20 protein-coding genes and 4 tRNA genes are annotated in these 19,962 nt (G+C 61.7%); 23 read left to right on the forward strand and 1 reads right to left on the reverse strand.

All coding sequences use genetic code 11. The annotated features are described in order from the left end of the window. The first annotated feature begins 37 nt into the window (after positions 1–37). The 6 genes from ACKUUJ_RS01530 (at position 38) to ACKUUJ_RS01555 (ending at position 4,540) form a co-directional block, all read left to right on the forward strand. Positions 38–427 carry a nucleotidyltransferase family protein gene (locus ACKUUJ_RS01530; RefSeq protein ID WP_409064427.1) on the forward strand — a complete coding sequence of 130 codons (390 nt, stop codon included), beginning with the start codon at positions 38–40 and terminating at the stop codon, positions 425–427. 316 nt (positions 428–743) lie between these two features. Beyond that, the gene (locus ACKUUJ_RS01535; RefSeq protein ID WP_409064428.1) at positions 744–1,919 is read left to right on the forward strand and encodes an AAA family ATPase; all 1,176 of its coding nucleotides are present in this window, start codon (positions 744–746) and stop codon (positions 1,917–1,919) included. Beyond that, a complete protein-coding gene (locus ACKUUJ_RS01540; protein WP_409064429.1) occupies positions 1,909–2,439 on the forward strand; it encodes a hypothetical protein in 531 nt (176 codons plus the stop codon). Before ACKUUJ_RS01535 ends, ACKUUJ_RS01540 begins: the two co-directional genes overlap by 11 nt. Before the next feature lie 346 nt (positions 2,440–2,785). Then, a complete protein-coding gene (locus tag ACKUUJ_RS01545) occupies positions 2,786–3,451 on the forward strand; it encodes a helix-turn-helix domain-containing protein (RefSeq protein ID WP_409064430.1) in 666 nt (221 codons plus the stop codon). 87 nt (positions 3,452–3,538) lie between these two features. Next, entirely contained in the window at positions 3,539–4,327 is a 789-nt protein-coding gene (locus ACKUUJ_RS01550; RefSeq protein ID WP_409064431.1) for a DUF3825 domain-containing protein, read from the forward strand. 138 nt (positions 4,328–4,465) lie between these two features. Next, a tRNA-Val gene (locus ACKUUJ_RS01555) sits at positions 4,466–4,540 on the forward strand. 99 nt (positions 4,541–4,639) lie between these two features. On the opposite strand, the gene ACKUUJ_RS01560 is transcribed toward ACKUUJ_RS01555, so the two are convergent. Then, complete coding sequence (locus ACKUUJ_RS01560) at positions 4,640–4,765, reverse strand: hypothetical protein (RefSeq protein ID WP_409064432.1); 126 nt, start codon at positions 4,763–4,765, stop codon at positions 4,640–4,642. Between the two features lie 203 nt (positions 4,766–4,968). Here ACKUUJ_RS01560 and ACKUUJ_RS01565 point away from each other — a divergent pair, with 203 nt between their 5' ends. The 17 genes from ACKUUJ_RS01565 (at position 4,969) to ACKUUJ_RS01645 (ending at position 19,945) form a co-directional block, all read left to right on the forward strand. Then, complete coding sequence (locus tag ACKUUJ_RS01565) at positions 4,969–6,069, forward strand: hypothetical protein (protein ID WP_409064433.1); 1,101 nt, start codon at positions 4,969–4,971, stop codon at positions 6,067–6,069. A gap of 421 nt (positions 6,070–6,490) precedes the next feature. Then, a tRNA-Ala gene (locus ACKUUJ_RS01570) sits at positions 6,491–6,563 on the forward strand. Positions 6,564–6,764: 201 nt separating this feature from the next. Continuing rightward, positions 6,765–6,840: transfer RNA gene (locus tag ACKUUJ_RS01575), tRNA-Ile, on the forward strand. 488 nt (positions 6,841–7,328) lie between these two features. Beyond that, positions 7,329–7,401, forward strand: a tRNA-Ala gene (locus ACKUUJ_RS01580). 75 nt (positions 7,402–7,476) lie between these two features. Continuing rightward, complete coding sequence (locus ACKUUJ_RS01585) at positions 7,477–9,510, forward strand: ABC-F family ATP-binding cassette domain-containing protein (RefSeq protein ID WP_409064434.1); 2,034 nt, start codon at positions 7,477–7,479, stop codon at positions 9,508–9,510. After that, positions 9,497–9,793 carry a hypothetical protein gene (locus ACKUUJ_RS01590; RefSeq protein ID WP_349090387.1) on the forward strand — a complete coding sequence of 99 codons (297 nt, stop codon included), beginning with the start codon at positions 9,497–9,499 and terminating at the stop codon, positions 9,791–9,793. Before ACKUUJ_RS01585 ends, ACKUUJ_RS01590 begins: the two co-directional genes overlap by 14 nt. Positions 9,794–9,802: 9 nt before the next feature. Further along, positions 9,803–10,486 (forward strand): site-2 protease family protein, encoded by a 684-nt coding sequence (locus ACKUUJ_RS01595; RefSeq protein ID WP_409064435.1) that lies wholly within the window; start codon positions 9,803–9,805, stop codon positions 10,484–10,486. Between the two features lie 84 nt (positions 10,487–10,570). After that, the gene (locus ACKUUJ_RS01600) at positions 10,571–11,380 is read left to right on the forward strand and encodes a segregation and condensation protein A (protein WP_409064436.1); all 810 of its coding nucleotides are present in this window, start codon (positions 10,571–10,573) and stop codon (positions 11,378–11,380) included. Positions 11,381–11,391: 11 nt separating this feature from the next. Next, complete coding sequence (gene scpB / locus ACKUUJ_RS01605) at positions 11,392–12,111, forward strand: SMC-Scp complex subunit ScpB (RefSeq protein ID WP_409064437.1); 720 nt, start codon at positions 11,392–11,394, stop codon at positions 12,109–12,111. 31 nt (positions 12,112–12,142) lie between these two features. Further along, the gene (locus ACKUUJ_RS01610; protein WP_390399380.1) at positions 12,143–13,075 is read left to right on the forward strand and encodes a pseudouridine synthase; all 933 of its coding nucleotides are present in this window, start codon (positions 12,143–12,145) and stop codon (positions 13,073–13,075) included. A 66-nt stretch (positions 13,076–13,141) separates the two neighbouring features. Next, a complete protein-coding gene (gene cmk / locus ACKUUJ_RS01615; protein ID WP_409064438.1) occupies positions 13,142–13,828 on the forward strand; it encodes a (d)CMP kinase in 687 nt (228 codons plus the stop codon). Between the two features lie 3 nt (positions 13,829–13,831). Next, positions 13,832–14,560 carry a lysophospholipid acyltransferase family protein gene (locus ACKUUJ_RS01620; RefSeq protein WP_409064439.1) on the forward strand — a complete coding sequence of 243 codons (729 nt, stop codon included), beginning with the start codon at positions 13,832–13,834 and terminating at the stop codon, positions 14,558–14,560. 2 nt (positions 14,561–14,562) lie between these two features. Beyond that, a complete protein-coding gene (locus ACKUUJ_RS01625) occupies positions 14,563–15,462 on the forward strand; it encodes a 4-hydroxy-3-methylbut-2-enyl diphosphate reductase (protein WP_409064440.1) in 900 nt (299 codons plus the stop codon). 2 nt (positions 15,463–15,464) lie between these two features. Continuing rightward, the gene (locus tag ACKUUJ_RS01630; protein ID WP_409064441.1) at positions 15,465–16,907 is read left to right on the forward strand and encodes a DUF512 domain-containing protein; all 1,443 of its coding nucleotides are present in this window, start codon (positions 15,465–15,467) and stop codon (positions 16,905–16,907) included. A 10-nt stretch (positions 16,908–16,917) separates the two neighbouring features. After that, entirely contained in the window at positions 16,918–18,252 is a 1,335-nt protein-coding gene (gene der / locus ACKUUJ_RS01635) for a ribosome biogenesis GTPase Der (RefSeq protein WP_195521512.1), read from the forward strand. Next, complete coding sequence (gene plsY, locus ACKUUJ_RS01640) at positions 18,245–18,928, forward strand: glycerol-3-phosphate 1-O-acyltransferase PlsY (protein ID WP_409064442.1); 684 nt, start codon at positions 18,245–18,247, stop codon at positions 18,926–18,928. The genes der and plsY overlap by 8 nt, the downstream gene beginning before the upstream one ends. Positions 18,929–18,937: 9 nt before the next feature. Then, positions 18,938–19,945, forward strand: a complete 1,008-nt coding sequence (locus tag ACKUUJ_RS01645) for an NAD(P)H-dependent glycerol-3-phosphate dehydrogenase (protein WP_409064443.1) — start codon at positions 18,938–18,940, stop codon at positions 19,943–19,945. Positions 19,946–19,962 lie beyond the last annotated feature (17 nt).

Raw genomic sequence — 19,962 nt, forward strand, 5'->3', positions numbered from 1 at the left:
GCCCTCTGATATTCTACTGTTGAACGGTAAATAACCCATGATTTCGACTACCGACATATCCACTGCCGCCACCCGCGTGCTAGCTCAATACGACGTCAGCGAAGCATATTTATTTGGCTCGTTTGCCCGAGGCGAGCAAACGCCCGATAGCGATATTGATTTGCGCCTAGTCTGCGGCAACACCATGACGTTCGGCATGCTTTACGAACTCTCCTATGAGCTCGAGATAGAACTTGGGCGAAAGGTTGATATCGTCACCAACCCACCAGAGCACATGCGCCCTGCCTTCCGCAAAAGCATCGAGCAGGATGAGGTGCGTGTCTATGAAGCACTGCAAGCAGGACGAGGAGCTTGCGAATGCCAGCCCGCGGCCTTTCCCTTCCAGAGAACCCAGCCCGGTGACCCTCCAGGCCATTCGCGAAGGTGATGCGTTCTTAGTGACGGGGGAGTCCGGTCGCTTCGACAACGGCGCCGATCTAATCGATGCAGCTCTAAAAGCTCCTGAAGCGTGAGAGAATTTAACCACCGAAGAGACTGTCGTCTTGGAGGTGCCAGATCGGCGAGGTACGTACCTCGCCATTTTTGTACGATTTGATCAAATGTCTAAGCATTTGAACCTGCATATCGACGAGGTCGGCAATGCGGATAAGCCTTTTCTGCCTAGTGACAGGCTTAATTCGCGATATCCTTCATGTGTTATACTTGAGCCATAAATTCTGTTTCAAGTATTCGAAAGGCTTGAGATGAAGTTGTTAAAGGTTTGCTTCGACCATCTCTCGATGTTCGAAGACGGGTTATTCGAAATCGACCTGTTCGCCTCCGACCGCGTGACGGCCTCCGATGAGTCGGCTTTCGAACTGGCGGACCATCTCTACGTGAATAGCGTCGTTGCGCTGGCGGGCATTAACGCTACGGGCAAGACAACAGCACTGAACCTGCTGGAGCTCGCCTGCCGCATTGTTGACGGCTCTCCGGCGCGCGGCGGCGGGCTCCCATCAACGTTCCCCGCCGCGTTCGACGGCCCGTCCAAGCTCAAGTGCGTCATATGGCACGCAGATCGTCTTTACTTGCTCGAGTCGGTGCTGCAGACTGTCGAAGGAGGCGACGACGGTCCCGAGCTGACGTTCTCCGATGAGGTGATTTCTTCGCTGCCAGCCAAGGCCCTCAAGCGCTCGACCCTGGCATCCTGGGCCGAAATCAAGAAACTCGCATCCCCGCTGTGCGACCGTGCTCAGATGCCGGACTCTTGGGCGGCGCTTACGCCGCCTGACGTTTCCGTCGCAGCCGCTGTGCTCGCCAAGGACTTCGGCCATCGCATCCGAGCGATAGCATTGCGCGACGGTGGCTTCCGCCTCACTGAGCAATTCAACGGTCTCGACGACGTGCTTCGTGTTTTCGACTCTGGCATCGAGCACCTCGAGGTCCGGGACTCCGGTCGCGCCTTCGTACTGACGTTTACAGGTCGCGAGCCCATCACGATCTCCGAGCGGGGGCTCACCGAGGTGCTCTCCTCTGGCACTGTACGTGGCCTAGGGCTGGTGCAGCGCGCAATGAGGGTCCTGCGCTCCGGCGGCTACCTTTTAGTCGACGAGGTGGAGAACCACCTTAACCGCCAACTGGTTAACGTCGTGCTTGATCTGTTTGCCGCCCGCGGGACCAACCCCAACGGCGCGACGCTGGTTTTCACGACTCACTACCCGCAGCTCCTCGATCACGTGCACCGCAAGGACAACGTGTTCTTTCTCGCCCGACGCAACAGCGGTGCGCGCGTGGTGAAGTACGCCGACCGCGTGAAACGCATCGAGAACAAGAAATCGGAGGTATTCGCCTCGAACTTTGTGAAGGGGACCGCTCCGCGCTACGCCGACGTGCGCGCGCTTAAAGAGCTCGTCGCAGAGGAGGTGTCCGATGAGCGGTGATAACGGTTTTCGCTTTGCGGGATATCATCCGATCATCTCCTGCGAGGGAACAGCGGAACAGGTGGCCGTGGACATTCTCCTCGAGGCGGATGCGCTCGTCTTTTCAGAGGCCGACGTCGTGGACGTCACCCGCCTGCGCAAAGCCTCCGATATCCAAGATAACTACCTCAACTTAGACTATGACTGGCCAGTCTGCATCGTCAGGGTGCTGGACTCGAGGAGAGAACGCTTCAAACTCGGCAACCTGTACGCCGGCCGCTTCCCGGTGGTTAGCTACGTGACCCATCCCGAGATAGAGGTGCTGGCCATTATTCGAGAGGGCTCGTGGAGACGCTGGCACGGCGGACGCATGAAACCGAGCGACTTCTGCAAACAGGAGCTCGGCATGCACGAGGTAAAGAGGGAAGGCTTCCTCAAAAGTTATTGGGATGCCGATTCGCTTACGGCAGCCGCCAGGGAATACAAGCGACTTTCGAAGATCCCCAAGGGCGAGTTGTGCCTGGCAGACCTCATCCGGTAAAGGCTTACAGCCACCGCAATACCCATAACGCTTCCCAAGACTACCGGCTGCCGCTTGATTGCCCTTTTCTCGGCGCTTTTCTTGCCGTGCACAACACAGCCATAACGCCCATTTCCGGAAGTGCGGGGAAAAATCGCAACCAGCCGAGCACAAACCAAATTTTGGCGTCAAAACCGCAGGTCACGAAAGGGTATAACCGGGGTCTGGTTGGCGGAACTCGGTCTTTCCCCGCACTTCCGAACTCGGAGAGTCTTAGAAGCCAGTATTGAATATCGGGAGCTACTTGCCGAAAATCCATTTGAGGGAATCCGTATCGTCGATATCATTCGAGAGGGGATGACGGACGATGATCCACGCCTACAGTGAGATGTATCTCGAGGATGCCATGAGAACGCTGGGCGAGGCGGTCGATTTTGCCCTCTGTGACCAAGGGCTGACTCCGGCCGAGTTGACGGCCATCCTGTCGAACGCTTTTGAGATGAAACAGTTTGAGCGCGGTACGCCTCGCGTCGTCTGCGGCATGGCGGGCGACGAGCTCGCGCGCGATATTATCGCCCATGCGGGACTGACCCCCGTCGAATGCAGGGAGACCTATCCTTTCGATCGTTCGCCTCAGTATTGGGCGGGCTGGGTTTTGGCCTATACGCAATGGATGTGCGGCTTGGGCTTTAATGAGCTACTCGAAGTCGCCCCGCTCGATTGGATCATCGGCTCGTACCATCCGCTTCACGAGGCCTCCGAAGACAAATTCGCCCAGATTGTCATCGATAAATGGAACAACGCCCAGGCAGACAAAAAGGGCCTCAAAGCGGCACGAAAGGCGGCCGGACTAACGCAAAAACAGCTCGCCGTCCAATCGGGGGTTAAGCTTCGCGCCATACAACTCTACGAGCATAACCAACTCGGCCTACGCCGCGCCTCGGTCTCCTCGGCATTAGCGCTCGCAAATGCCCTAAACTGCACTATCGAAGACCTCGTCTGGCAACCGATTGCTCTGGAGTACGACTCCTAATGTCACTGTGTTGTGCTCCCCGGAATTGCATCGCACGTATAGAATCTAAGCATCCGCACGCCAGTAATTGAATGGATTGGACACCACATGGAAATCCCTAGCACCCTATGCAGCAATGTGTACGAGTTTGCGTTTTGCCCCGAGCCTTGTTACGACCGCCTGGTCGACCTCGCCGATCCCGAGGACTGGGGTCCTAGCAACCGCATCCTCAAAAACTACTTGTCGTTTTCGTTTAGCCGCGCGGTATTTTTGACCGAGCGCGACGTGGACCAGACCGCACCGTCAAACCTGCCGCTGGTGTTCGATGACGACCGCTGCCTGTTTAACACCGGCCTGTATACACGCCGCTACGAGACCATCTACGGTCTGTTTGAGCCCAATACCAAGCCCGACGCACGCCAGCGCTGGTTTTTGAAGGGCTTCTTTAAGGAGAGCGACCCCATGCTGGTCTCGTTTGAGTACCTGCCGTGCCGCGTGCGCTTTGCCGAGGACCCCTCCGAGCTGGTCTTTGACTACCGCCTGCCCATCCGCTCCAACATCGACCATATTCTGGGCGACGAGGAGAACCTGACGCGCATCCCCGCCAGCCTGATGGGGGAGGACAACTCGCTGCTGCTGCGCCGCGCCTTTGAGGGCGCCGTCGTCGAGGCCGCCCGCCGCGCCGCCGCCAACTACACGCTCGCGGTGCCGCAGTTCTACGGCGGCCGGATCCAGCTGCTGCTGCCGCTGTGCCTGACCGGCGACAAGCCCGAGCTGGCGCTGACTATCCAGCGCGAGGACGGCTTCTACGCCGCGCGTACCTGTCTCACGCTCGACATGGCCTACAACAACGCGCGACTTATCTGCCGCCCCGAGACTTCATGGATCAAGCGATAGAGGCCGGTTTAGCTGGTGGTTTGTCGGCTGCCCTAATTGCAGCGGCGCGGCTTGTGCCCACGAATTTAAAATCGGGGGCAAAAAGTTCTTGGTAAACCACGCGCGGCTATGATAGTATCTCTTTTGCCGAAAGGCGACGGGCGATTGGCTCAGGGGTAGAGCATATCCTTCACACGGATGGGGTCACAAGTTCGAATCTTGTATCGCCCACCATCTAAAGCACAGGTCAGAGGTGTTAAGCCTCTGGCCTTTTTCTTTTTGACACCAAGGCTGACACCAAAAATAAATCTTAGTTGTCTAGGGCGCTATTTTTTATCGCACCCTTTTTGCTGACGCCATTGCCCATTTTGTATAAAACGCATGCGTATTTTCATTGAATTCCCCCTGTGGGCAGCGCCAGTAGCGGAATGCGGTGTTTGCGCAGACGATTTCGTCCATTTGCGCCTCCCCTGGTATCGGCCGTGGGCCATGCGGATTGCGGACATGGCCGATTATCGACCGGGGCATCATGCGGGTAAGTACCGGAAGCAAACCAAAAGCTTGACGGGTTTCGCCGGAAAACCTTCGTGTGATAGATATCCGCTGGAAGGCGCTCTGGGCATACGGTCCCTGTCTCCACATTTGTGCTCGGATCACAACAGGTGCGCGACCTCTACCCGCGCCTACCCAACGCCGAAGACGGCTGGAGAGCCCTAGCCCAATCGCCCTTTGTGGTCGACGTCCTCAAGACCCCGATTATTACTACAACAGTGCCCGGTGGCGTTAACTACCATTCGGGATTACGAACAACAATCCGCTGTGATGATGCTTCTGAGGTGGACAGCACGCTGGAAACCGCGATGAGCTTTAGGGTTACCAATCCACTTGCGACGCTATTTACCATGGCGCGCTTTGTGTCTCCAACCGATCTTGTCCTTGCCATGTACGAATTCTGCGGATGGTTCTCAGTCTTTGAGCCCACCGCCGCAGCCGAAGCAGAACTGAGCAAGGCTGATGACGCCGCTCAAGATTCCACGACCGAATCCCTCTTTGAACTAGATGAGAGCCAAGACGAAGCGCAATGGAAACGCGTTTATGCGCGCGTAAAAACCAAGGAGCAGGTAAATGCAAAGGGACCAAACGGGCAAAAGAAAACGAAAGAGGTCACAAAGCTAAAGGGCACATCGCTCTGGATGAGAAAGCCGCTCATCGAATTGAACGAGCTTCATGAATACGCCAGGAAGATGAAAAGCCGCAAGTGGGGTACGAAGTTTTACAACGCCGCGCAGCTGGTGACGGGTATAGCCGCTTCTCCGCTCGAAGTTGCAGGAATTATATTGCTATCGCTTCCTCGCTCTCGCGGCGGTGCCGGCTTTAGAAACGTTTACGTCAACGACTTTACGCCGCTTACCGCATCGGCGCAGAGCATTGCAGGGCAAAAAGTCTGCTACGGGGATATCGTGATCGTGAATCCAACCATAATGAAGGCAGGCATCGTGGAGATTCAGGGAGAGGTCATCCACGGATCAGGCGCCGTGCTCGACCACGATGCCAAACGCATGACGGCGCTGCAAAGTATGGGGTATGACGTCTTCCTGGTTACACACGATATGCTTAATGAGGCCGAACAGCTTGATGCGATCGTGCGAAGTCTTTGCTCACGCTTGGGTTTGCGCTATAGGTGCAAAATAAAGGCTCAAAGGGCAGCGGAAACGGAGCTAAGGGCCAACGTACTGTGCAATTGGCTGGAAATTGGTCATTAAATGGGTGCCCTGCTCACTTCCGGGCGCCCTCGGTCGGCTGTCTGCGATGCCGCCGCCACGAAACCGGCCCATCTACTACGTTTGACCCCGACCCCTCGACCATACCCCGTATTTCGCGAAAACCGCAAGCCGTCTACCTGCGGTTTTATTTTTACCCGTGACACCATGGTCGGGGGATGCCGCCCAAACGTAGTAGATGGGCCGGTTCCATGGCGGGAGGCCCCCGGGGGCGGCCCCGAGGGCGGCGGGAAGGAGGGCGGCGGCCTCGCCGCCGCCCTCGGGGCGCGCCCCGCGGGCCGGATCCGGCATCGCGGGCCCCTCGGTCTCGAGCCCGTCCCGCGTCCTCGTCCCCTCCGCCGAAAGTTTTTCCGAAATTGTCCTTGCATCGGCGGGGGAGTTCCCGTATAGTACTTCTTCGCACGGGGGCGTAGCTCAGCTGGGAGAGCGCTTGACTGGCAGTCAAGAGGTCAGGGGTTCGATCCCCCTCGTCTCCACCCGAGCATTGAATGAGGCTCCAACGCAAGTTGGGGCTTTTTTTTCATATAGGCACACAAGGTCAAAGGCGGCACCATGATCCTCCCGGTCGACAAGATCGTGCGTTGAACGGGCGCCGCGTGCATGATAGTATTTCACGTCGTGGTGCAACGCTTCTCTACATGGAAGTCCTCCATTACCTTTGCAACCACTAATCACAAGGGCTCTTGGCGCAACGGTTAGCGCAGGGGACTCATAATCCCTGGGTTCTGGGTTCGAATCCCGGAGGGCCCACCAGGTTTTTCAACAGGTCAGGCAATATGTCTGGCCTGTTTTCTTTTTCACGGCAACATTTTCCTACAAGTAGCCTGATTGCCCACTTCCGAACGCTTTGAGTCGGGTTCCCGGTATGGTCTCCGCCGCGAAACCGGCCCATCTACTACGTTTAGCCCCGACCCCTCGACCATACCCCGTATTTCGCGAAAACCGCAGGCCGTCTACCTGCGGTTTTATTTTTGCCCGAGACGCCATGGTCGGGGGATGCCGCCCAAACGTAGTAGATGGGCCGGTTCCGTGGCGGGAGGTTCCCGGGGGCGGCCGGACTGGAGACGGGAAGGCGTGCGGCGCTGACGCCGCCCGCCCGCGGGGCGCGCCCCGCGGGCCGGATCGGGCATCGCGGCCCCTCGGTCTCGAGCCCGACCCGCGTCCTCGCCCCCGCCGCCGAAAGTTTTTCCGAAATTGTCCTTGCATCGCCGTCCGAGTTCCCGTATAGTACTTCTTCGCACGGGGGCGTAGCTCAGCTGGGAGAGCGCTTGACTGGCAGTCAAGAGGTCAGGGGTTCGATCCCCCTCGTCTCCACCCGAGCATTGAATGAGGCTCCAACGCAAGTTGGGGCCTTTTTTCATATAGGCACACAAGGTCAAAGGCGGCACCATGATCCTCCTGGTCGACAAGATCGAAAAAAGCTTCGGCGCGCGCGTCCTCTTTAGCGGCGCGTCCTTCCAGATCAACCCCGGCGAGCGCTTTGCGCTCGTTGGACCCAATGGCGCCGGCAAAACCACCATGCTCAAGATCATCATGGGCATCGACAGCCCCGACGCCGGCCAGGTCCAGTACGCCAAGGACTGCCAGGTGGGCTACCTAGAGCAGGAAACCAACCTGGAGCAAAAGGACACCACCATCCTTGCCGAGGTCATGGCCGCCGCCAAGGAAATCCGCCGCATGGGCGAGCGCGCCAACGAGCTGCAAGCCCAGATCACCGAGCTCTCCGAGCAGGGCAAGGACGTCGACGCGCTCCTTAACGAGTACGGCCAGGTCCAGGACCGCTTTGAGCACCTGGGCGGCTACGAGCTCGAGAGCAACGCCCGCAAGATCCTGTCCGGCCTGGGTTTCAAGGTTACCGACTTTGAGCGCCCGTGCTCCGAGTTCTCCGGCGGCTGGCAGATGCGTATCGCGCTGGCAAAGCTCTTCCTGCGCCACCCCGACCTGCTGCTGCTCGACGAGCCCACCAACCACCTAGACCTCGAGAGCGTCCAGTGGCTGCGCGGCTTTATCGCCAATTACGACGGCGCCGTTCTCATCGTCAGCCACGACCGCGCCTTCATGGACGCCTGCGTCGACCACGTCGCCGCGCTCGAGAACCGCCGCGTGACCACCTACACCGGCAACTACAGCAGCTACCTCAAGCAGCGCGAGGACAACCTGGAGCAGATGCGCGCCAAGCGTGCCGCCCAGGAGCGCGACATCGCCCATATGCAGGTCTTCGTCGACAAGTTCCGCTACAAGCCCACCAAGGCCGCCCAGGCGCAGGAACGCATCCGCAAGATCGAGCAGATCAAAAAGGAGCTCGTCATCCTGCCCGAGGGCCACAAGCACATCGACTTTAAGTTCCCAGACCCGCCACGCTCGAGCGACATGGTCGTGGGCCTAGAGGGCGTGTCCAAGTCCTACGGCAACAAGCACATCTACAGCGATATTGACCTTAAGCTCTACCGCGGCGAGCACGTGGCGCTTGTCGGCCCTAACGGCGCCGGCAAGTCCACCCTCATGAAGATCCTCGCCGGCCTGGAGCCGCCCACTACCGGCACGCGCGACCTGGGCACCAACGTGGGTGTGGCCTACTATGCCCAGCACGCGCTAGAGGGCATGACCGAGTCCAACACCGTCCTGCAAGAGATCGACACTGTCACGCCCAAGTGGACCGTACCGCAGCAGCGCAGCCTGCTGGGCGCCTTCCTATTTAGCGACAACGATTCCATCGAGAAGCAGGTTCGAGTCCTCTCCGGCGGCGAAAAGGCGCGTCTGGCCCTGGCCAAGATGCTCGTGGCGCCCGAGGCGCTCCTGTGCCTAGACGAGCCCACCAACCACTTGGACATCGACTCGGTGGACATGCTCGAGAACGCCCTGCAAAACTTCCCCGGTACCATCGTGCTGATCAGCCACGACGAGCACCTGGTACGCGCCGTGGCCAACCGCGTGATCGACATCCGCGACGGCAAGGTCACGGTCTACGACGGCGACTACGACTACTACCTCTACAAGCGCGAGGACCTCGCAGCCCGCGCCGCCGCCGAGGCAGCAGGGGAGAGCGCACCTGCCGCGGCCAAGTCCACCAAAGCCAACGCGGCCCAGGACAGCAGCCCAGCCGCGGCCCCTAAGCCGGCCGAGGGCAAAAAGACCAAGGAGCAAAAGCGCGCCGAGGCCCAGGCCCGTGCCGCGCTCAACAAAAAGCTCAAGGGCGTGCGCAACCAGCTCAAGAAGATCGAGACAGAGCTGGACAAAAAGCGTGCCCGCTATGACGAGCTTATGGAATTGATGGCAAGCGAAGAGCTTTATGCCGATCAGGATAAGTTCAACGCCGCGCTGGGGGAATATAACGGCCTTAAGCAAGAGCTGCCCAAGCTCGAGGACGAATGGCTGGAACTTTCCACCCAGATCGAAGAGGAGACCGCGCGTGAACTCTCGTAAGGCCACCGCCGTGGCGATGAGCATCATCGCCATCGCGTGCCGCATCTGCGGCATCTTTATGAGCGCGATGACCGTGCTGCTGTGCTTTAGCGGCCTCACCGCCAAGTTGCAGATCGTGGGCTTTGTCGTCGAGCTTTCGCGTGCGTTGCCGAGCGCCATCGCCGGCTACGGCGTCATCACATCGCCCTTTGGTGGCGTGTTCCGCCTGGATTACGCCATCGTCGCCGTGATCCTGTTTGTGATTGACCACCTGCTCACGCGCGCCTCGCGCCGCGTCCGCTAGGGGAGTGACATGTCCAGCAGCTACCTCATGAACCTGCTCGCGAGCGCCGTTGCCGTCATCGTCGGCATCGTGATCCACGAGAGTGCGCACGCCGCCGCGGCCTGGGCGCTCGGCGACAAGACGGCCCGCTCGCGCGGCCGCGTCTCGCTCAACCCGCTCAACCATATCGACCCATTTGGCACCATTCTCCTGCCGCTGCTGATGCTCGCGGCCGGCGGCCCGGTGTTCGCCTTCGCCAAGCCGGTGCCCGTATACCTCAATAACCTTAAGCACCCCAAGCGCGACGAAGTCCTGGTGAGCGCGGCCGGCCCCGCATCGAACATTGCGCTGGCATGCCTTGCGGCCGCACTCATGCACGCGGCATACGGCAACCTCTACGCCAGCATGTCCTTTGCTGTGGCATCACAAATCATGAACTTCGGTGCCACCTTTATTGTGGTCAACCTGTCGCTCGCGTTCTTCAACCTCATCCCGATCCCGCCGCTCGACGGCTCGTCGATTATCGTGCCGTTCCTCAAGGGCAAGGCGCTCACCAACTACTACCGCCTGCAGCAATACGCCATGCCCATCCTCATCCTAGTGCTGTATCTGCTGCCCATGTGGACCGGCATCGACGTGATCGGACGGTATTTCGACGTTACCGTGTATCCGCTGGCCGAGTGGCTGCTCAACTTCGCAATCGCCGGCATCTAAGGTAAACTTACAGGTCGACCGTGCAAAACGGTCGCAACATGCACCCAAACCGCGCCGCGAAGGCGCCGTCAAAGGAGGTCGAAGATGTCGTATCGCGTGTCGACGCAGGTCTACAGCGGACCGTTCGACCTGCTGCTTCAGCTGGTAACCCGCCAAAAAGTTGATATCGGAGCCATCTCGATCAGCGAGGTGGCCGAGCAATACCTGGCCGAGGCCGAGCGCATCGAGGCGCTGGACCTGGACGTGGCGAGCGACTTTTTGCTGGTCACGGCAACCCTTTTGGACATCAAGGCCGCCTCGCTGGTGCCCCAGGAGGCCCCGCGCAAGACAGACGACGATGACGAGGATGACGATGAGCTCGAGGAGCTCAGTGCGCTCGACGGCGACGCCCTGCGCGAGGTCCTGATTCAGCGCCTGATCGCCTACAAGCAGTTTAAGGGCGCGGCGGCAGCCCTTGGCGCGCGTATGCAGGCCGAGAGCCGCATGCATCCGCGCGTGGCCGGCCCCGACCCCGAGTTCCTAGGCCTTATGCCCGACTATCTGGCCGGCATTACCCTGCGCGGCCTCGCCGTCATCTGCGCCGACCTGGATGGCAAACGCCAGACCTTCCTGCTGGAGGCCGAGCACGTGGCGCCACATCGCGTGCCGCTCGACCTGACGGTGGCCTCGGTCGACCGCTTTACCATGGCACACCAAACCTGCACCTTCCGCGAGCTGCTGGACGGCGACGCCACCACCGAGCAACTCGTCGTCACCTTCCTGGCCATGCTCGAGCTCGCCAAGCGTGGCTCGCTTACGCTAAGCCAGGACGAGATCTTTGGAACCATTCAAATCAACCGCGTCGAGGGCGCCGAGGCATACGTGCCTGGCGAGGGCCCCGAGCTCACCGAATAGGAGCGGCAACCATGTCAACCCTTTCCACGCTGGAGGCAAACAGCCTCAAAGGCGCCCTCGAGGCGCTGCTGCTGGTGTCGAGCGACCCCGTGAACGCACCCGCGCTGGCAGCTGCGCTGGATATCGCCCCGGGCGAGTGCGCGTCGCTTTTGGCCGAGCTCAAGGTTGAGTACGAAGAGGCCAACCGCGGCTTTCAGCTGCGCGAGGTCGCCGGTGGCTGGCGCCTGTTTACACACCCCGCCTACCATGATGTGGTCGAGGCCTACGTGCTGAGCTGGGACACGCAAAAGCTGTCTCAGGCGGCGCTTGAGACCCTGGCCGTCATCGCCTACCACCAGCCCGTCACGCGCGAGGTGGTCAAGGGCATCCGCGGCGTCAACTCCGACGGCGTCATCGCGTCGCTCGTGGATAAGGGCCTGGTGCGCGAACTCGGCCGCGACCCCGAGCGCGGTCAGGCCATCATCTACGGCACGACCAACGCCTTCTTGGAAAAGTTCGGCCTGCGCTCCACCCGGGACCTGCCCGATCTGGAGCAGTTTGCCCCCGACGAGCAGTCGCGCCAGTTTATCCGCGAGCGCCTGAGCGGCCGCAGCATTCAGTCCACGCTCGAGGAGCAGGCCGAGGACCTGGACGAAGAGCGCGAACTGATCGATACCGATGTTGAGGACACCGATGGCGAGGAGCTTCTGCCCACCGTAGATACCTCGGAGGATATACATGACGAGGACTAACGAAGCAGAGGAAACGCACTTCGCAAGCGCCATGGACAACGCAGCGCCCACGGGCGACGCCCAGCCCGTCTACCCGCACACTATGCGCCTGCAGCGCTTTTTGGCGCGCGCGGGCGTAGCGAGCCGCCGCGGCTCGGAGGACCTGATGACTGCCGGCCGCGTAACCGTCAACGGCCAGGTCGCGACCGAGCTGGGCACCAAGGTCGATGTCGACCGCGACCACATCGAGGTCGACGGTATGCCCGTCAAGCTCAACCAGGGTGCCGTGTACCTGATGCTCTACAAGCCGACCGGCTACCTCACCACCATGAGCGATCCACAGGAACGCCCTTGCGTGGCCGACCTGGTCCCGCGCGACCGCTTTCCGGGGCTCTTTCCGGTGGGTCGTTTGGACCGCGACACCACGGGCCTTCTGCTCTTTACCACCGACGGTGACCTGTCGCAGGACCTGCTGCATCCCAGCAAGCACGTCTACAAGACCTACCAGGCGCTGGTGGACGGCAACCTGACCGATCGCGACCTCACGCCGCTGCGCCGCGGCATCGAGCTCGACGATGGCCTATGCCAACCGGCGATCTGCCGCGTCATTAACGCGCGCGAGGCCGAGGCCGTAGCCCCGCAAGGCATCAAGCCCGGCACCACCGCCGTGGAGGTCATCATCCGCGAGGGCCGCAAGAACCAGGTCAAGCGCATGCTGAGCAAGATTCACCATCCGGTGATCCGCCTGCATCGCTGCAACTTTGCCGGCCTGGAGCTCAAAGACGTGGCTAAGGGCTCGTGGCGCGAGCTCACCGACCGCGAGGTGCAGATTCTCAAGGCCGGCGGCATCCCGCCCAAGCAGGCCAGCTCCAAGCAGGGCGACCCCAACGCGACAGCGGTCAACCCCGCGACCCGCACGCGTCACCACGGCAGCCACGGTTCCGCGCCCAAGCGCAACACCTACCGCGAGCGCTACACGGGTTAGCCAGTACACCAAGCAACAGCGCTCGCGTCCCATACCAGCACGTCAACCACCGAAAGGAAGCATTGCATGATCGTCGCCATCGACGGCCCCGCCGGATCCGGCAAGTCCACTATCGCCAAGGAGATCGCCCGCCAGCTGGGCTTTAACAAGCTCGACACGGGCGCCATGTATCGCGCCGTCACTTTCGCCGCGCTCGACCGCGGCATCGACCTGGACGACGAGGCGGCCATCGACGCCCTCGCCAAGCAGATCGAGATTCGCTTTACCAACGGCACCGGCGAGGACACGCGCCTGACCATCGACGGTAAGGACGCCTCAGCCGCCATCCGCACCCCGCAGGTGGACGCCAACGTGTCCAAGGTCTCGGCCTACCCGGGTGTGCGCGCCGCCATGCTTATCCATCAGCGCCGCGCCGCCGAGGACCGCGACATTGTCGCCGAGGGTCGCGACATCGGCACCGTCGTGTTTCCCAACGCGCAGGTCAAGGTGTTCCTGACCGCCGACCCGCGTGAGCGCGCCCGCCGCCGTGTGCTGCAGCGCCACCAAAACGACGTCCAGCCGCTCACCACCGAGCAGCGCAAGGCCGAGGTCGACGAAACCCTCGACGCACTCAAGCAACGCGACAAGCTCGACAGCAGCCGCGAGGTCGCGCCGCTCGTGCCCGCTGAGGACGCCGTGCACGTCGACTCCACCGCTCACACCATCGACGAGGTCGTCTCGATCATCGAGGACCTTATCAACCAAAGGAGGTAGCCCATGCGCCTGTTTAAACAGACGCCCGAGGATTACTACAACGCCCCCTACGCTGAGTTCCCCGCTCTCATCCGCGGCACCGTCTTCGTGGTCATGGGCATCCTGTGGGCCTTCTCCAAGCTTATGTGGCGCTGGAAGGTCGAGGACGCCGACCTGCTGTTTGAGCGACAGGAAGGCCGCGGCAGCGTGGTCATCTGCAACCACACCTCGATGGCCGAGTTGCTGGCCGTGGAAACGGCACTGTTCTTTGGCGGCCGCCGCATTCGTCCCATCTTTAAATCCGAGTTTGCCAAGAGCAAGATCGTGCGCTGGGCCTTTAGCCGTGTGGGCGGTATTCCCGTCGAGCGCGGCACCGCCGACATGAAGTGCTTGCGCGCCGCTCAGCATGCGCTGCAGCGCGGCGAGGACGTCTTGATCTTCCCCGAGGGCACGCGCATCCGCTCGCGCGAAATCAAGCCCGAGGTCCACGGCGGCTTTGCGCTTATCGCCCAGATGGGTAAGGCGCCCGTCAACCCTCTCGCCATCTGCGGCTGGTCCGATATCACGCCTGCGGGCAAAAAGATCATGCGCCCCAAAAAGTGCTGGATCCGTGCCGGCAAGGCCGTCTCGCTTGCCGATGCTCCGGCCGAGCTCAAGCGCAAGGAACGCCTGGCATGGTTTGAGTCCGAAGCCATGAGTCACGTCTACGCCATGCGCGATGACCTGTGCGCCGAGCACCCGGGCAGGTTCTAGCCATGGGCGAGTATGTCATGAACACTGCCGAGGCTGTGACCGGCAAGGCAGACGCCCCCACCATCGAAATCGCTGCCCACGCCGGCACCTGCTACGGCGTGCAGCGCGCGCTCGATATGGCCTTGGCGGCCGCCCCGCAAGCGGGGGAGAACGCTCAGGTCCACACCCTGGGCCCGCTCATCCATAATCCCATCGTGGTGCGCGAGCTTGCCGAGGCGGGCGTCGGCCTGGCCGAGACCCTGGACGATGCCGCATCGGGCACCGTGATCATTCGCGCGCACGGCGTGGTGCCGCAGGTGATCGAGGTCGCTCTCGAGCGTGGCCTCGACGTGGTCGACGCCACCTGCCCCTACGTCAAGAAGGTCCACGTGGCCGCTGAGCGCCTGGTGCGCGAGGGCTATCGCGTGCTCGTCGTGGGCGAGCCGGGCCATCCCGAGGTTGAGGGCATCCTGGGCCACGCCGGCGATGACGCGCAGGTCGTGAGCTGCGCCGCCGATGCGGACGCGCTACCGCTCAAGGGCAAGGTGGGCCTCGTCGTGCAGACCACCCAGACCGCACGGAACCTGGCCGAGGTAGTGGCCTCCATCACCTCACGCGTGCAGGAACTGCGCGTGATCAACACCATCTGCGCAGCCACGAGCGAGCGCCAGCAGGCGGCGGCGTCTCTCGCCAACCGCTGCGACTGCATGGTTGTGGTGGGCGGAAAGAACTCGGGCAACACCCGCCGCCTGGCGCAGATCTGTGCTGATGCTTGCGAGCACACGCATCACATCGAGGAAGCTTCGGAGCTTGAGGCCGCATGGTTTGTCAACGCCCGCCACATCGGCATCACCGCCGGAGCCTCCACCCCGCAAGAACACATCGAGCGCGCCGTCGAGCGCATCAAGGAGCTTTGCCGCTAATCATGGACCAGACCGTACCCGCATACGCCGCCGAGGTGGCCGATTACGGGCGCAGCCGCGACCCCGAGCCGGGTGAGGGCGCGCTCGTTAAAAACGTGCGTCCCGAATCGCCCGCGTGGGATGTGGGTATCGAGCCGGGAATGCGCGTGCTCACGGTCAACGGCGAGCAGCTGACCGATATGATCGTGTGGCTCTGGGAGGCAGACGACGACACCGTCGAGCTGGAGGTTTTCGATCCGCGCGACGGCACCGTCACCCCCGTCGAGCTCGATCGTTTTCCCGGCGAGGACTGGGGGCTTGAGTTCGATGGCCCCATCTTTGACGGCATGCGCACCTGCGTAAACGCCTGCGTGTTCTGCTTTATGACGATGCTCCCCAAGGGCGGTCGCTCCACGCTCTACATCCGCGACGATGACTACCGCCTGAGTTTCTTGCAAGGCAACTTTGTCACGCTCACGAACCTCACCGACGAGGACGTGCAAAACGTCATCGATCGCAACATGAGCCCCATGAACGTGTCGGTTCACGCCGTGAGCCCCGACGTCCGCCGTCGCATGATGGGCCGTAACGCCCAGCGCGGCATGGACGTACTCGAGGCCATCATGGCCGCCGGCATCGAGATTCACGCGCAGATCGTGCTGTGTCCCGGCATGAACGACGGCGAGGAGCTGGAAAAAACCTTGCGCTTTTGCGAGGAGCACGAGCAAATCACGAGCCTGGGCATTGTGCCGCTCGGCTTTACCAAGCATCAGAACCGTTTTAGCTGGTCCTACAGCGACAAACCCGAGCTGGCGCGCGAGACGATTGCCATGATCCGACCCTACCAGGACCGCGCCTTCGAACGCTTTGGCCGCCACACCTTCCAGATGAGCGACGAGTTCTACCTGGATGCCGGCATCGAGCCGCCCGAGGCAGACTTTTACGACGGCTACCCGCAGTACTACGACGGCATCGGCATGATCCGCTCCTATCTGGACGAGACCGACAACGTGCTCGCCGCCGACGCCGAGCGCCTGCGCCGCGTTCGCGAGGCAATCGCCGCCCGTGGCCAGCGCCTGCTGTGCCTCTCGGGCGCCAGCGCGCGCGACACCGTGGCCCGCTTTGTGGAATCGCCGCACGGCCTTGCCGGTACCGTCACGGCCATCAAAAACCACTACTTTGGCGGCAACGTGGACGTGACCGGCCTCATCGTCGCCTGCGACATCTTGGAGCAGCTGCCGCAGGACCTGTCGGGGGTTATGCTCTTTGTGCCTAAGCTCATGTTCAACGCCGACGGTATGACCCTTGACGAGTATCATCGTGACGAATTACTCGCAAGCCTTACCGGTCGCGGCGCCGAGGTTCATGTGGTATCGACCATGCCACATGAGCTGCTCGATACCCTGGAGCACATCCTTGGCATAACGCCCGCCAATTCAACTATTCCCGCTGACCCTACCCATTAAAGGAGAGCAGATGAAACCTATCGTCGCCGTCGTCGGACGCCCCAACGTGGGCAAGTCCACGCTCGTTAACCGCCTGGCCCAGACCTCGGACGCCATCGTCCACGAGTCCCGCGGCGTTACGCGCGACCGCTCGTATCACACGGCAGATTGGAACGGCCGCGAGTTCACCATCGTCGACACGGGCGGCATCGAGCCGCTCAAGAGCGATGACGTCTTTGCCACGTCCATTCGCGACCAGGCCCTCGCCGCCGCCGAGGAAGCCGCCGTCATCCTGTTTGTGGTCGACGGCCGCACCGGCGTCACCGAGGAGGACGAGTCGGTCGCTCGCATGCTCAAGCGCTGCGACAAGCCGGTCTTTCTGCTGGTGAACAAGCTCGACAATCCCGATCGCGAGAACGACAGCATCTGGGAGTTCTATTCGCTCGGCATCGGTGAGCCCACGCCGCTCTCGGCCCTGCATGGCCATGGCACGGGCGACCTGCTCGACGATATCGTGGCCCTGCTTCCGGAAGAAGAGGACGAGGTCGCCGATGAGTTCCCCGACGCGCTGAACGTTGCCATCATCGGCCGCCCCAACGCCGGTAAGTCGTCGCTGTTCAACCGCATCCTGGGCGCCGACCGCTCCATCGTGTCCAACATCGCCGGCACTACGCGCGATGCTATCGACACCGTCGTCGAGCGCGACGGCAAGCATTACCGCATGGTCGACACTGCGGGCATTCGCAAGAAGAGCACCGTGTACGAGAACATCGAGTACTACTCCATGGTTCGCGGCCTGCGTGCCATCGACCGCGCCGACGTGGCGCTGCTTGTCGTCGACGCCTCCGTGGGCGTCACCGAGCAGGACCAGAAGGTCATGGGCTTGGCCATCGAGCGCGGCTGCGCCATCGTGGTGCTGCTCAACAAGTGGGATCTGCTCGACGACGACCGCAAGCGCGAGGCCTGCATGGAGACCGTCGACCGCCGTCTGGGCGTCATGGCTCCCTGGGCCCAGTACCTGCGCATCTCGGCCCTGACCGGCCGCAGCGTCGAGAAGATCTGGGCGATGGTCGACGCAGCCGAAAAGACGCGCTCGCAAAAGATCACCACCTCGCGCCTCAACACGTTCCTCACTGACCTGCGCGAGTTCGGCCACACCGTGGTGGACGGCAAGCGTCGCCTGCGCATGCACTACGTGACCCAGACGGGCGTCAACCCGCCGACGTTTACGTTCTTCGTCAACCACAGCGACCTGGTAAACGACACCTACCAGCGCTACGTGGAGAACCGTATGCGCTCGACCTTCGATTTTTCCGGCACGCCCATTCGACTCTTCTTTAGGAAGAAGGAGCAAAAGGATGCATAATCCGATTCTGCTGACCGCCATCTGCGCCGTGGTCTCGTTCTTTATCGGAGCGATTCCGTTTGGCTTGATCCTGGGCCGCGTGTTCAACCACACCGACATTCGCAAGGCGGGCTCCGGCAACATCGGCACCACCAACGCCCTGCGCGTAGCCGGCCCCAAGGTGGCCGCGCTCACGCTGCTGCTCGACTGCCTTAAGGGCGCTATCTGCGTCCTTATCGCCCGTCCGCTCATCGCGGGCGTGGGCTATGGCTTCCCTGTGAGCATCATGGCGCCTGGAGCCCCCGGCGACTGGATGCTCGGCGTCATCTGCCTGGCTGCGGTATGGGGCCACATCTTCTCGCCCTACCTCAATTTCCATGGCGGCAAGGGTATCGCCGTGGGCCTGGGCGTCATCCTCGCCTGGTACTGGCCCATCGGACTTTCGCTGTTGGGCATGTTTATCGTGGCCGTCGCCATCACCAAGTTTGTGTCGGTGGGCTCGCTTGCCGCGGCCATCGGTCTTCCCATCGCCGTCTGCGCGGTCTTTCCGTACTGCAGCCTGGGTCTCAAATTTTGCATGGCGCTGATCGGCATCACCGTGGTGTGGGCCCATCGTGCGAACATCAAAAAGCTCATGACGGGCAAGGAGTCCAAGCTCTCGTTTACCAAGCGCGTGACCGTGCCCGACGATAAGTAGGAGAGAGTCATGAATGTTGCGCTGATTGGCTCCGGCTCCTGGGGAACCGCCGTCGCCGGCCTTGCTGCCGCACGAGCCGAGCGCGTGATCATGTGGGCCCATAGCGAGCAGACGGCCGCCGGCATCAATGGCGAGCACCGTAACCCCCGTTATCTGGTGGACTACGAGCTGCCCGGCAACGTCGTCGCCACGACGGACCTGACGCAGGCGCTCGACGGCGCCGAGGCCGTCATCTTTGCCGTGCCCTCCACGCACCTGCGCAGCGTATGCCATCAGGCAGCACCCTTCATCGCCGCCTACACCCCGGTGCTCTGCCTCACCAAGGGCATTGAGCCCGAGTCCGGCCTGCTCATGAGCGAGGTCATCGCCAGCGAGATCGGCAACGAGCGGCGCGTGGCGGCGCTCTCGGGACCCAACCATGCCGAGGAGATCTGCCGCGGCGGACTTTCTGCCGCCGTCATCGCCAGCGAAGACCCGCAGATAGGGGAGACCTTTAAGGACCTGCTTCTATCCACGGCCTTCCGCATCTACCTGTCGCAGGACATGACCGGCGTCGAGGTATGCGGCGCCATGAAAAACGTCATCGCCATCGTGTGCGGCATCTCCGCCGGTACCGGTGCGGGCGACAACACACTCGCCCTTATCATGACGCGCGGCCTGGCCGAGATCAGCCGACTGGTGCATGCCCGCGGCGGGCAGGCCATGACTTGCATGGGCCTTGCCGGCATGGGTGACCTCATTGCCACCTGCACCTCCGAGCATTCGCGCAACCGCACCTTTGGCTACGAGTTTGCCCACGGCGTGTCGCTCGACGAGTACCAGGCACGCACGCACATGGTGGTCGAGGGCGCCGTTGCGGCCCGCAGCGTCAGCGAGCTCGCCCGTTCACTGGGCGTAGACATTCCGCTCACCTTTGCCGTGGAGCAAACGCTCTACAACGGTGTTACTTTGGATAGGGCGCTCGAAATTCTCACCGACCGCGTCCCATCGCAAGAGTTCTACGGACTCACCGACTAGTGCAGAAAGGCTACTAC

The sequence above is a fragment of the Collinsella sp. wc0583 genome (assembly GCF_046116915.1).
Lineage (GTDB): Bacteria > Actinomycetota > Coriobacteriia > Coriobacteriales > Coriobacteriaceae > Collinsella.